We start from the raw sequence: 12,018 nt of genomic DNA on the forward strand, positions 1-12,018 counted from the left end.
TCTATTCCGGCTTCAGCACGCAGCACTGGTCTGGAACCGGCACCAGCCGTGCGGTCGAGCCGGGCTCCAGCGGCGAGGACAGCGGGCCGTTGGCGATCAGCGGGCCGGCCTCCGTCTCGCACTGGTACTGATAGGCGCGGCCCAGATAGGTGCGCAGGCCGAGCGTCGCAGGCAGGCCCTTCGCGTCGGGATCGGCCGTCACCGCCAGCCCGTCGGCGCGCGCTGCCAGCACGAAATCGTCCGGGATGTCGCCGAACCGCGCCTTGGGCAGCGCAAGTGCAACGCCGCCCGGCGCCTGCGCCGTCACGTTGCCCCCGTCGCGCGCCGTCACCTTCATCGGGATCAAGTTCTCGAACCCGACGAAGCGCGCCACGAAGGCGTTGGCCGGCCGCTGGTAGAGCACTTCCGGCGTATCGAGCTGCATGATGCGGCCCTGATGCATGATCGCCACCCGGTCGGAGATCGAGAACGCCTCCTCCTGATCGTGGGTCACGTAGACGGCGGTGGTGTTGTTGGCGCGCTGGAGCTGGCGGATTTCCACGCGCATGTCGACGCGCAGCTTGGCGTCGAGGTTGGAGAGCGGTTCGTCGAACATCAGCAGCGGCGGTTCGATCACCAGCGCGCGTGCGAGCGCCACGCGCTGCTTCTGACCGCCGGAGAGCGCGCCGGGAAGCCTATCGGAGAGCTGGTCGAGGCCGACGCGCTCCAGCATCGCGCGTGCCCGCTTGTTGCGCTCGGCCGTCGCGATGCCGCGCTGCTTCAGGCCAAAGGCGACATTGTCCAGCACCGACAGGTGCGGAAACAGCGCGTAGTTCTGGAAGACGAGGCCGATATGGCGCTTGTAGGCGGGAAGCCGCGTCAGGTCTTCGCCGCCCAGCGTAATGGTGCCTGCCGTCGGCTCCAGAAAGCCGGCGATCAGCCGCAGCGTCGTCGTCTTGCCGCAGCCGGAAGCGCCCAGCAGCGAGACGAGCTCGCCCGCGCCGACGCTGAGTGAGAGGTCGTCCAGAACCTTGGTCGTCCCGTAATGGGCGGTCAGGTGTTCGACGGCGAGGGGATGGGTCATTGGCTGTTTCTACTTGGCGAGGAAAGTCAGGCCCAGCGTGCGCTCGACAATCGCCATCACGGCGACGGTGAGCAGCATGAGCAGCACGGAGACCGACGCGATGACGGGATCGAAGAACTGCTCGACATGGGCAAGTATCTGGATCGGCAGCGTCGAGATGCCTGGTCCGGTCAGGAACAGCGACACCGAGACGTCGTTGATCGAGGTGATGAAGGCGAGGATGAAGGCGGCGATCACGCCGGAGCGCACGTTCGGCAGCACGATCGTGAAGAAGGTCTTGATCGGACGGCTGCCGAGGCTGATCGCCGCTTCCTCGATGGAGAAGTCGAAGGAGGCGAGGCTCGCCGAGATGACCCGCACGCAATAGGGCAGCACGATCAGGGTGTGACCGATCAGCAGCGTCAGGAAGATCGGAGCGGACTGGCCCACGGCGACCGAGCGCAGCAGCGAGAAGCCCAGTACGATTTCCGGCACCAGGATCGGCAGCACGAACAGTGTCGACAGCCAGGCCGGAAGCTGGATGCGGTAGCGGTTCAGCGCATAGGCGGCCGGAATGCCGATCAGCAGCGCCAGCGCGGTCGCCAGGAATGCGATCTCGACGCTTGTGACGATGGTGCGCCGGAACGCGCCGATCTCGAAGATGCGCTCGAACCAGCGCAGAGTCAGCCCCTGCGGCGGGAAGGTCAGGAAGGTCGTGTCCGAGAGTGCCGCGCCGAAGACGATCACCAGCGGCCCCATCAGGAACAGGTAGACTAAGACGGCGAAGCCGATCAGGGCAGGATGAAGACGGTTGGGCATCAGGTCGCCATCGGGTTGAGACGGCGGGCGGCCCGCGTCATGAAGAGCACCACGGCCACCGTCACCACCACCATGATGGCGGCGATGGTGGAAGCGCTGACCCAGTCGAAGGCGACCATGGCGCGCTGGTACATCAGCGTGCCCATCACCATCTGGCTTTCGCCGCCGAGAAGCTGCGGCGTCGCATAGGCGGTGAACGAGCCGGTGAAGACCAGCACCGCGCCGACGATCAGGCCGGGCACCGCCAGCGGGAAGATCACCTGCCGGAACGTTGCGGCCGGCGAGGCGCCCAGCGAGGCTGCCGCCTGCACAACGTCGTCAGGGATGTTTTCCAAAACGCCGACGAGTGTGAGCACCATCAGCGGCACGAAGAGATACACCATGGCGACGATCACCGAGCCCTGCGTGTAGAGCATGGAGAACGGCTCGTCGGTGATGCCCATCCCGATGAGGAAGTTGTTCAGGATGCCGTTGCGCCCGAGGATGATGAGCCAGGCAAAGGACCGCACCACCACACCGGTCAGCAGCGGGAAGACGGCCGCGATGATGAGCAGGCTCTTAATGCGACCCGGCGAGCGGGCGACCACATAGGCGGTAAGAAAGCCCACCGCCACGGAGATGATCGTGGTGATCAGCGAGATTTCCAGCGTGCGCCACAGCACCGTGCGGCGAAAGCCGCTGGAGAAGAATTCCATGTAGGGTGCGATGATGCCGGCGGGCTCGACGAAGGTCGCGGTGATGGTGGCAGCCACCGGCAGCACCAGGAACACCACGACGAGGGTCGTGGCCGGCGCGGAAAGCGTCCATCCGGCGAAGCGTTTCAGCACTGCGGTCTTTCCCTTCGCGTCATCGCGTATGTCATGGGTGCGTCCTTCGAGGCTCGCGGAGCCTGTCCTCGGGCTTGCCAAGGGCAAGACCCGTGGGCTCGCACCTCAGGATGAGGGAGGTGCTCTGTCAAATCCATGACGCCGTGGGTTCGATCCGCTGGCACTTCAATATGAAGATGGCCGTTTGTCGAACCCGCTGCATTGTTGGCTCTATGCACAACATCCCCCATCCTGAGGTGCGAGCGCAGCGAGCCTCGAAGGACGCACCAAAAACCACGGCTGGCGAGGCATAAACCTCGCCAGCCATCGGCATCACATCCCGAAAATCTCGTTCCAGCGATCCACCCAGGCGTTCTTGGCCTGGTTCATCTTGGAGTAGTCGACGCGCTTGAGGCCGTCGATCATCTCCTTGCCGTAGGTCCACTGCGCGGCTTCCTCCTCCGTCAGCTCGACGGAAGCGGCAACCGGGGCGTCGACGCCGTTCTGCGCCAGCGTCTTCTGCAGCTCGGGATCGAGGATGAAGTTGATGAACTCGTGCGCCAGCTCGACATTGGCCGCACCCTTCGGGATGTTGACCGTGTTCAGCGTCGCGATCGCGCCGTCCTCGAGATCGGCCCAGACCACGCTCGGCACGGCGGCCTGGAGCTGGCCGAGCGCGAAGTCCTGCGCCAGCGACACAGTGATCTCGCCGGTCGAGAACAGATTGATCATCTCCGAGCCGGTGTTGTAGTTCTTCACCACGTTGGGCTTGATCTTCTCGATCTCGGCAAAGGCCGGGTCGGCGTCGTCGAAGGCGTTCGTTCCGGCCTTCTCGCCGGCGATCATGACAACCATCGGGCCGGCGGTGGTGGTGATGCCCGGCAGCGACACCTGGCTGGCAAGATCCTCGCGCCACAGGTCGGCCCAGCTCGTGATCGGCGGGTTCACCTTTTCCGAATCGTAGACGATGCCCACGCGACCGATCGTATAGGCCGGGCCGTAGCCGCCCTGCGGGTCCTGCGCCAGCTCGTAGAGCCCGTCGATGTTCGGGATCTTCGAGCGGTCGATCTTCTGGAAGAGACCTTCCTCGACGCCGAGCTGCGAGAACGAATCGGTCAGGTAGATGACGTCGACGCCCGCGCCGCCGCGAATCTTCACCTTGTTAAGGCGGTCGGCGTTGTTGCCGGTCTCGAACACCAGCTCGCAGCCGCATTTTTCCTGGAACGGCTGGACGATGTACTGGTCGAGTTTCTCGCCGTTGAAGCCCCACCAGGAGATGGTCAGGGTTTCGGCCTGCGCCGCGCCGGCCGTCATGGCAAGCACGGATGCCGCGGCCAGCATCGTCTTACGGGGAGTGGTCATTTTTCGCGCCTCTTCTGGATAGGTCGGAACCGGGTTTATCCCGGACTCGATGTTCAGCAAAAGCTTATTTTGACCGCCAAAGCCCCGCAAGCCCAAAGAATGTGCAGCGCACAACTACGGGCGCTCGTGATGCCGGCAATCCGGTGGGGCGAACCTAGCGCTTGCGCGCCTTGCGTGCGGCATAGCGCGCGTCGCGCTTGGCCTTGCGCTCGGCCTCGTCGGCCAGCAGCCGCGAGATCATGTCCTTCTCGGCATTTTCCTTGGCCTCGGCCTCGGCCTTTGCCGCGGCTTCCGCCGCAGCCTCGCGCTCGGCGCGCTCGCGGGCCTCACGTTCGGCCTTCTCGCGCTTCTCACGCTCGCGCTCGGCCTGACGCTGCGCGCGCGCCTCGGCCGCAGCCTTGCGCTCGGCCCGCCTTGCCTGCGCGGCCGGATCGTCGGCGGACGGCATCTTGGCCTTCGCCTTTTCCAGCAGCGCCTTGCGGGCGTCCATCGCGGCCTGTCTGCGTTCCGCGAAACTCTGTTCCTTGTAAATTGCCACTCTTCGCCTTCTCGGTTGCGAGGTTTTCTTCGAGGGGCCTTATTGATGGCTACACGGCCGCAATTCAAGACGAAAAAGGCCCTCTCCGCACAAAACGGAGAGGGCCTCAGTCGATTTTCGGTCAGGCCAGCGCCTTAGCAGGGGCCGGGACGCTCGATGCGGTAGCGGGCGTTTTCGGCTTCACAGGCATTGCCGAAGGTCCGGCGCTCACCCCGCCTGCTTCCGCAGACAGGCGCATATTCGCGCGTGCAGGCCCGCTCTTCACGGCCTCCACCACCGCCTCCGCCGCCACGGCATTCGCCCTGGCTGACCACGCGATAGCCCTCGACCTGCGCCGAGCAGGCATTGCCGAAGGTGCGGCGCTCACGGCCGCGCACTGCGCAGACCGGGTCGAACTGCATCGTGCAGCCCACTTCCGGAGGCCGCTGCGGCGGGCGCTCGCGGCGGCATTCGCCACCATAGACGACACGATAGCCGTCCGACCGCGCCAGGCAGGCGTTCGAGAAGGTTTCGCGCTGGCCGCGACGCTCGCCGCAGACGGGAGCGTATTCGCGGGTACACATCTCCGGCGGCCTGTCGGGACGCGGCGGGCGCGGACCTGGTCCCGGTCCGGGACCCTCCTCCACCACGACACAGGCTGCCAGCACGGTGGCAACGACGGCCAGCCCGGCCGCAATCTTCGCAATTGAAAGGAAACGCATTCCCGGTCCTCCAGATGTCCCTCGATCATCACAATGCGTCAGTATCGCATTCGATCCCCATATGCGGGCAAATTGCAAGCCCGCATATCGCGCGAGCCCGCCGATCAGCCGAGCGCCCGCACCAGCTCGGCATCGGGGAAGCAGGTCGGCGCTCGCCCGTTCCTTGCCTGCCACTCGCCGATCGAGCGGCGCGTGCGGAAACCGGGCAGCCCGTCGGCGCCGCCGACATCGTAGCCGAGACGCTCCAGTCCGCGCTGCATGGCGGCGATGTCGGAGCGATAGAGCTTCGCCACCCGCCCCCAGGAGCCCGCGAAACGCCGGTCGCCATAGGTGATGCGATCAGCCGCGTGGCCGACGAACAGCGCGTAGAGATCGCTCTCGTTATAGTCCTTCAGCACATAAAAATTGGGTGTGACGATGAAGGCCGGCCCCGAGCGCCCGGCCGGCATCAACAGGAAACCCTCCTGCCGCGCCTCGTGTTCCGGGAACGGCCGGCCGCTGACGCGCGCGACACCCATCGCCTCCCATTCGGAAATCCGCTTGCCCCGGTCCGGACCTTCGAGCGCGCAGGACACGCTTTCCGGCACGGTCACCTCGAAGCCCCAGTCGCGGCCCTTTACCCAGCCGTGGCTCGCCAGATAGTTGGCGATCGAGGCGAGCGTATCGACCTGCGAGCCCCATATGTCGGCGCGACCGTTTCCATCGGCGTCGACGGCATATTTCAGGTAGGAGGTCGGCAGGAACTGCGGCTGCCCCAGCGCGCCAGCCCAGGACGACTTCATCGCCGCCACGGAAACATGGCCGCGCTGGACCATTTCGAGCGCGGCCAGCACCTCCTCGCGGAACATGTCCTTGCGCGTCGCCATGAACGCCTTGGTGCCCAGCACCTCGAAGGCATTGTGCGGGATGTTGGCGTTGCCGAAGCCGGATTCGCGTCCCCAGATCGCCAGCAATATGCCGGACGGAACACCGAAGCGCCCCTCGATGGCCCCGAGCGCCTGGCCAAGCTGTCCGGCGCGGCTGCGCCCGCCACCGGTCACGCCCGAGACGATGTTCTCGGCGAAATAATTGCCCGGCGCACCGAACTCGGCCTGATGCTGCACCTTCGGCGTCTGCGACGACTGACCCGGCATCACGAGGTCCGGCAGCTTGAGGTTCGGGCTCACGCCCCCGAACGCCGCGTTGAAAGTCTCCTGCGAAACGCCCCGCGCGCGAGCATCCGGCCACAGGTCGTTCTGCAGCCATGTCTGGAACTGCGACGTAACGTTCTGCGCGGCGGCCGGAAGTGCTACAAGTGTACCGGCCAGCGAAAGGCAGACCGCGTAGGCGAGATGTCTCATGGGCATCCTCCTGCGGAAATATTTTGTCAAAACGCCGTCCGCGACCGCAGCGCGGCGGCAAGCGTTCCCTCGTCGAGATAGTCGAGCTCGCCGCCCACCGGCACGCCGTGGGCGAGCCGCGTCACCTTCACCTCCATGCCGGAAAGCTGGTCGGTGATGTAGTGGGCGGTGGTCTGCCCCTCGACAGTGGCGTTGACGGCGAGGATCACCTCCTGCACCCCGTCTTCGGCAACGCGCGCGATCAGCGAACGGATGTTCAAATCCTCCGGCCGCACCCCGTCGAGCGGCGACAGCGTGCCGCCCAGCACATGGTAGCGCACGTTCATCGCCGAGGCGCGTTCCAGCGCCCACAAATCCGCCACGTCCTCCACCACGATGATCGTCGCACCATCGCGGCGCGGATCGGTGCAGATGGTGCAGGGGTCGCTGGTATCGACATTGCCGCAGGTCGAGCACACCCGCACCTTCTCGACCGCCTCGCCCATGGAGGCGGCGAGCGGGACGAGGAGCTGCTCCTTCTTCTTGATGAGGTGCAGCGCGGCGCGGCGCGCCGAGCGTGGCCCCAGCCCCGGCACCTTGGCCAGAAGCTGGATCAGGCGTTCGATCTCCGGGCCTGCGATTCGTTTCGACATGACGCCGGTTTAGCGGGGAACGGCGAAATTGGGTAGCGCAGGAATGGCACGGCGCATTAAGTTGATGCTTCCTTCGAGAGGCTGAACACGGAGCCCGCCCTATGCCTCGCGCCGAAATCACCATCCGCGTCGCCACCCCGGACGACCTCGACACGCTCGGGCGGCTCATCGCCGCATCTTATGCCGGGTTGGACGACGGCTCCTACGAGCCGGACCGCATCGCGGCCGCCATGCCTGCGATGTCGAAGGCCAACCCGGTGCTGCTCGCCAGCGGCACTTATTTCGTCGCGGAGATCGATGGCGAGGCGGCCGGCTGCGGTGGCTGGACGAGGCAGAAGCCGGGCAGCGGCGAGGTGGTCGACGGGATCGCGCATATCCGCCATTTCGCCACGCACCCCGCGCATCTGCGCAAGGGCGTGGCGCAAGCGCTGCTGCAGCACTGCCTGCGCGAGGCAGCGAGCGCCGGCATCAAGATCATGAAGAGCCAGTCGACATTGCCGGCGGAGCCGTTCTACGCCGCCGCCGGCTTTCGGCGCATCGGCCTCATCGAGGTCGAGATGGGCACCGGCGTGATGCTGCCCGCGGTCGAGATGGAACGCGCCCTGCCCTAGAGGAGCACGTTACTCCGCAGCCAACGGCCGCGTCTGGCCCGCGAGCATGGCGCCGATCGCGTCGGCGGCCTGCGGCTCGACGCTGTAGGACATCATCGTCGTGTCCGTCACCACGGTCTCGGCTGGCTTTTCGGCCTCGGCGACCTGGGTACTCCTGCGGCTGCGCTTCTCGTAGAAGGCGTTGCCGCCGGCTTCCAGCACGTAGTGCATGTTCTTGTAGGGGAATTTCAGGCCCGCCTGATGGAAGAACTGGGCCTTCTTCACGGCGGGATGCCGTTCGCCCTTGAGCACGGCTTCGGCGGCCGCCTGCACATCCGGCAGTGCCTTGGAATTCATCTTGCGGCTAAGCACGCCCGGCGCGAACTGGTTCTTCTGGCCCACCACACCGCAGACCGTATCGGCATATTTGCCCGAATCGAGCCGGTTCATCACGACCGTGCCGACCGCGACCATGCCTTCGCGACTCGAGCGGTGCGATTCGAAGAACATCGCGCGCGTCAGGCACTCCTTGTCCTTCATCGAATACGCCATCGGCTTCGCCTGGAGCGACGAGGTCTTCACGCTGTCGAGCGCTTCGACGCTTTGCGAGCAGGCGGCAAGGATGGATGAAAACGCGACGACGCACACAGGCGCGAGCCGCAGCCTACGGGATTTCTGGTACACGAAACTGACCCTCTCCGAACGGTCCCCGCCACTTCGGAGCGTCCATCAGAGCCGGACCAATCGGGCAAAAGCGTGGCAAAATGGTTACCGGCGCCTCATTTGGGCCTCTTGGGACCCGAATGCGCCCCCGCCACGCTTCGCAGGAAGCCCTCCCGCCTCGGCTAGAAAGGCAGTTTCATGCCGGGCGGGATCGGCAGGCCGGCGGTGAGTTCCTGCGTCTTCTGCTGCATCACCGCCTCGACCTTGGACTTGGCGTCGTTGTGCGCGGCGAGTATCAGGTCCTCCAGCACCTCGACGTCGTCTTCCTTGAACAGAGAGGGGTCGATCTTCAGCGAGCGCATCTCGAACTTGCCGGAAAGCGTGACCTGCACCAGCCCGCCGCCGGCCTGGCCGCTGGCCTCGATGTTGGCGATCTCTTCCTGCATGGCCTGGAATTTGGCCTGCATTTCCTTCGCCTTGCTCATCATGCCGAGAAGGTCTTTCATCGTGGTCTCCGCGCTATTCTAGAGTTCGTCGTCTTCGTCACCAACGCCGGGGTCCGGCATCGGCTCCGCCGTTTCGTCGTCATTGTCTTCCGGCGCGTCGGGAATGCGCACGTCGATCACCTTGGCGCCGGGAAAGCGTGACAGGATCGCGGCCACCGCCGGATCGTTGCGCGCGTCCGTGAACTGGGCATCGCGCCTGGCCGTCGCGATTTCCGACAGCGTCTGCCCGCCCGGCTCCTTGGACGTCGTTATCAGCCACCGCCGGCCCGTCCATTCCTTCAGGCGCACGGACAGATCGTTCAGCAGGCTCTTCGGTGCATCCTGCGTGAGGGCCACCTCGATATGGCCGTCCTGGATGCTCACAGGCCGTACATATTTCTTGAGGTTGATCTCGAAGAGCTTGTCGCGGTTCGCATCAGCAAGCGCTGCAATGTCGGCCAGCGACCTGATGCGCGCCTGCGGCTCGGCTTCGGGCTCGGGCGCAGTCTGAGGCACCTCGAAGACAGGCGCGCTTTCGGCCGCCGGCTGCGAGGAGACCAGCCGCATCGCCTGCCCGCCGCCATTGCTGGACGCCGGCATATATTGCTGCCCAACGGCGGAGGCGGCAGGACCCGATGACGGCGAGGCCGGCGCGCCGCCATTGCCGCGTGGGGCGCCGGCGGGCGCGGCCGCAGCGCCGCTTTCGATCGCCTTCAGCGCCTCGTCCAGCGTCGGAAGCGTCGCCGCATGGGCGATGCGGATCAGCACCATCTCGGCTGCGTTGATCGGCCGGTTCGCCGTCTGCACTTCCGAAATGCCCTTGAGCAGCATCTGCCAGGTGCGCGACAAGACGCGCACCGACAGCGACTTGGAAAAGTCCAGCCCCCGCGTGCGCTCGTCCTGCGAAAGCGAAGGATCGTCGGCGGCTGCCGGCACGAAGCGCATGCGGGTGACGAGGTGGTTGAATTCCGCCAGTTCCGTCAGAACCGTCGCTGGGTCGGCGCCGGCGTCGTATTGCGCGCGGAACTCGCCGAGCGCCGCCGCCACGTCGCCCCTCATCAGCGTCTCGAACAGGTCGATGATGCGGGCGCGGTCGGCCAGCCCCAGCATGTCGCGCACGGTCTCGGCCGTCACCTTGCCGGAAGAATGCGCGATCGCCTGGTCGAAGATCGACTGCGCGTCGCGCATCGAGCCCTCGGCCGCGCGTGCGATCATGGCCAGCGCATCGTCCTCCGCCTCCACGCCTTCCAGCCCGCCGATCCGCGCCAGATCCTGCTTGATAAGGGCGGCGTCGATGCGGCGCAGGTCGAAGCGCTGGCAGCGCGACAGGATGGTGATCGGCACCTTGCGGATTTCGGTGGTGGCGAAGATGAATTTCACATGCGGCGGCGGCTCCTCCAGCGTCTTCAGCAGGCCGTTGAAGGCCTGGTTCGACAGCATGTGGACCTCGTCGATGATGTAGACCTTGTAGCGCGCGGAAACCGGCGCGTAGCGCACCTGCTCGATGATGTCGCGGATGTCGTCGATGCCGGTGTGGGAGGCAGCGTCCATCTCGATCACGTCGACATGGCGGCCTTCCATGATCGCCTCGCAGTGGACGCCCGGCACCGTCAGGTCCACCGACGGCTGGTCGATCGCGTCGGTCTTGTAGTTGAGCGCGCGCGAGAGAATGCGCGCCGTGGTGGTCTTGCCGACGCCGCGAACGCCCGTGAGCATCCAGGCTTGGGCGATTCGGCCGGTAGAGAAGGCGTTGGTGAGCGTGCGCACCATCGGCTCCTGGCCGATGAGCGCGGTGAAGTCGCGCGGCCGGTATTTCCGCGCCAGCACGCGGTATGCGGCGGGTCTTTTCGTCCCGTCTGTTCCGCTTGTCTCCATGACGCTTGAACCAGCTCCCTGCGGCGGCGGCACCGAAGTATCGAGTTTCGCCCCCGCGAACCGGCGGCGTCAACCGCTCCGTTCCATGGTCTCCTGTGGATGGGGCCCGATGGATGGGGGAAGGGTGGGAGGCTGGCACGATGACCCGTGCCGTGGCTCGTTAGGGCTGCTTCCTTCCGGACCTGACCCGGTTGGCGAGTGGCTCGTCCACCACCAACCTCCCAATCCCCATATCGGCAATTCGCGCTGCGAATGCAAGGGGAGCGTTGTCACGCGGCAGCATCAAGCCATTGCAATGGCGCCGGTCATGATGCCGCGTGGCAGCGGCACGACCCTAACCCGTCCAGCCATAACGCTCGTCGAGCTTGGAGAGCTGGCTCAGGAAACCTTCCTTCTGCATGGCGGAGGTCTCGGTGTCGTGCATCGGCCACAGTGTCACGACCATGCGGACATGCCCCTCGCCGGCGGGAAAGAACTCCACGACGATGGTGCTGTTGTAGGGCTCCACGCCCGGCAGAAAATCGATGACTTGGCTGAGCACGAGGCGTTCGTGCGGCTTGAACTCGCTGAAGGTGCCTCTGATCCCATGGGAAGGCGGCCTGTCCAGCTTTGCCATCTCCGCCACCACCTCCGGCGCATCCGCCACCATGTCGTAGTGGAGCGCGCCGTCCTGGCGTGCCTCGATCTTGTGGACATCGGAGCGGAACCCCTGCGGCCCCCACCACGATTCGAACCCGGCCTTCGTCGTCCACAGGCCCCACAATTCCTCGGGCTCAGCCGCATAGGTGCGTTCGATGACGATGTTTGCCCTGTCGTTCATGTTTCCGGTTCCTTCCTTATGGCTTTTTGCCGAACTTCGAGTGCGGCGGCGAAGCGATCGAGCCGCGCCTCCCACAGGCTGCGATACTGCGCCAGCCACTGGTCGAGTTCGCGAAACGGCTCCGGTTTCAACGAATAGAGCCGGCGCTGCCCGTCCGGCCGCATCACCACGAAGCCTGCTTCGTTCAGGATTTTCAGATGTCGCGAGACGCCGGATTGGTGGACCCCCGCATCCTCGACGATGTCGTTGACCTGCCGCTCGCCGCCAAGCAGCGCCTCGACGATGCGGCGGCGGGTGGGGTCGGCCAGTGTCTGGAAAGCATCTAATTGCATGGTTGTGTATATG

At 65.6% G+C, this 12,018-nt stretch carries 13 protein-coding genes, 1 other RNA gene and 1 pseudogene; 1 reads left to right on the forward strand and 14 read right to left on the reverse strand.

The window, feature by feature from the left end:
- Nucleotide 1: 1 nt before the first annotated feature.
- From ACVJNE_RS21325 to recR, 8 genes are all read right to left on the reverse strand, one after another.
- Nucleotides 2-1,063, reverse strand: a complete 1,062-nt coding sequence (locus ACVJNE_RS21325) for an ABC transporter ATP-binding protein (protein WP_499568805.1) — start codon at nt 1,061-1,063, stop codon at nt 2-4.
- Nucleotides 1,064-1,072: 9 nt separating this feature from the next.
- Nucleotides 1,073-1,864 (reverse strand): ABC transporter permease, encoded by a 792-nt coding sequence (locus tag ACVJNE_RS21330; protein ID WP_499568852.1) that lies wholly within the window; start codon nt 1,862-1,864, stop codon nt 1,073-1,075.
- Nucleotides 1,861-2,685, reverse strand: coding sequence for an ABC transporter permease (locus tag ACVJNE_RS21335; RefSeq protein WP_039711742.1), 825 nt, complete (start codon nt 2,683-2,685; stop codon nt 1,861-1,863). Before ACVJNE_RS21335 ends, ACVJNE_RS21330 begins: the two co-directional genes overlap by 4 nt.
- Nucleotides 2,686-3,000: 315 nt before the next feature.
- Nucleotides 3,001-4,029, reverse strand: a complete 1,029-nt coding sequence (locus ACVJNE_RS21340) for an ABC transporter substrate-binding protein (protein WP_368801804.1) — start codon at nt 4,027-4,029, stop codon at nt 3,001-3,003.
- Nucleotides 4,030-4,183: 154 nt separating this feature from the next.
- Entirely contained in the window at nt 4,184-4,567 is a 384-nt protein-coding gene (locus ACVJNE_RS21345; protein WP_499568806.1) for a DUF6481 family protein, read from the reverse strand.
- A gap of 134 nt (nt 4,568-4,701) precedes the next feature.
- A complete protein-coding gene (locus tag ACVJNE_RS21350; protein WP_499568807.1) occupies nt 4,702-5,268 on the reverse strand; it encodes a Kazal-type serine protease inhibitor domain-containing protein in 567 nt (188 codons plus the stop codon).
- 104 nt (nt 5,269-5,372) lie between these two features.
- Nucleotides 5,373-6,608: a lytic murein transglycosylase gene (locus ACVJNE_RS21355; protein ID WP_499568808.1), complete on the reverse strand. Its 1,236-nt coding sequence runs from the start codon at nt 6,606-6,608 to the stop codon at nt 5,373-5,375.
- A 26-nt stretch (nt 6,609-6,634) separates the two neighbouring features.
- A complete protein-coding gene (gene recR / locus ACVJNE_RS21360) occupies nt 6,635-7,240 on the reverse strand; it encodes a recombination mediator RecR (protein WP_368801800.1) in 606 nt (201 codons plus the stop codon).
- Between the two features lie 101 nt (nt 7,241-7,341).
- On the opposite strand from recR, the gene ACVJNE_RS21365 reads away from it, so the two are divergent.
- Nucleotides 7,342-7,851, forward strand: coding sequence for a GNAT family N-acetyltransferase (locus ACVJNE_RS21365; protein WP_499568809.1), 510 nt, complete (start codon nt 7,342-7,344; stop codon nt 7,849-7,851).
- Between the two features lie 156 nt (nt 7,852-8,007).
- Here ACVJNE_RS21365 and ACVJNE_RS21370 read toward each other — a convergent pair.
- The 6 genes and pseudogenes from ACVJNE_RS21370 to ACVJNE_RS21395 form a co-directional block, all read right to left on the reverse strand.
- A pseudogene (locus tag ACVJNE_RS21370) lies at nt 8,008-8,514 on the reverse strand (cell wall hydrolase); the annotation flags it as partial.
- A gap of 161 nt (nt 8,515-8,675) precedes the next feature.
- Nucleotides 8,676-8,999, reverse strand: a complete 324-nt coding sequence (locus tag ACVJNE_RS21375) for a YbaB/EbfC family nucleoid-associated protein (protein ID WP_173187899.1) — start codon at nt 8,997-8,999, stop codon at nt 8,676-8,678.
- 18 nt (nt 9,000-9,017) lie between these two features.
- Nucleotides 9,018-10,853, reverse strand: a complete 1,836-nt coding sequence (locus ACVJNE_RS21380) for a DNA polymerase III subunit gamma/tau (RefSeq protein ID WP_499568810.1) — start codon at nt 10,851-10,853, stop codon at nt 9,018-9,020.
- A gap of 124 nt (nt 10,854-10,977) precedes the next feature.
- An RNA gene (ffs, locus tag ACVJNE_RS21385) (signal recognition particle sRNA small type) lies at nt 10,978-11,075 on the reverse strand.
- 112 nt (nt 11,076-11,187) lie between these two features.
- Nucleotides 11,188-11,673, reverse strand: coding sequence for an SRPBCC family protein (locus tag ACVJNE_RS21390; RefSeq protein ID WP_499568811.1), 486 nt, complete (start codon nt 11,671-11,673; stop codon nt 11,188-11,190).
- Nucleotides 11,670-12,005, reverse strand: coding sequence for an ArsR/SmtB family transcription factor (locus ACVJNE_RS21395; protein ID WP_499568812.1), 336 nt, complete (start codon nt 12,003-12,005; stop codon nt 11,670-11,672). Before ACVJNE_RS21395 ends, ACVJNE_RS21390 begins: the two co-directional genes overlap by 4 nt.
- Between the last annotated feature and the right edge of the window lie 13 nt (nt 12,006-12,018).

The sequence above is a fragment of the Mesorhizobium sp. DxT genome, from assembly GCF_058448885.1.

Bases quoted from the DNA above. Each gene is read 5' to 3' on its own strand.
- ACVJNE_RS21325 (WP_499568805.1), bottom strand. From the start codon at position 1,063: ATGACCCATCCCCTCGCCGTCGAACACCTGACCGCCCATTACGGGACG.
- ACVJNE_RS21340 (WP_368801804.1), bottom strand. From the start codon at position 4,029: ATGACCACTCCCCGTAAGACGATGCTGGCCGCGGCATCCGTGCTTGCC.
- ACVJNE_RS21350 (WP_499568807.1), bottom strand. From the start codon at position 5,268: ATGCGTTTCCTTTCAATTGCGAAGATTGCGGCCGGGCTGGCCGTCGTT.
- ACVJNE_RS21355 (WP_499568808.1), bottom strand. From the start codon at position 6,608: ATGAGACATCTCGCCTACGCGGTCTGCCTTTCGCTGGCCGGTACACTT.
- recR (WP_368801800.1), bottom strand. From the start codon at position 7,240: ATGTCGAAACGAATCGCAGGCCCGGAGATCGAACGCCTGATCCAGCTT.
- ACVJNE_RS21365 (WP_499568809.1), top strand. From the start codon at position 7,342: ATGCCTCGCGCCGAAATCACCATCCGCGTCGCCACCCCGGACGACCTC.
- ACVJNE_RS21375 (WP_173187899.1), bottom strand. From the start codon at position 8,999: ATGAAAGACCTTCTCGGCATGATGAGCAAGGCGAAGGAAATGCAGGCC.
- ACVJNE_RS21380 (WP_499568810.1), bottom strand. From the start codon at position 10,853: ATGGAGACAAGCGGAACAGACGGGACGAAAAGACCCGCCGCATACCGC.
- ACVJNE_RS21390 (WP_499568811.1), bottom strand. From the start codon at position 11,673: ATGAACGACAGGGCAAACATCGTCATCGAACGCACCTATGCGGCTGAG.
- ACVJNE_RS21395 (WP_499568812.1), bottom strand. From the start codon at position 12,005: ATGCAATTAGATGCTTTCCAGACACTGGCCGACCCCACCCGCCGCCGC.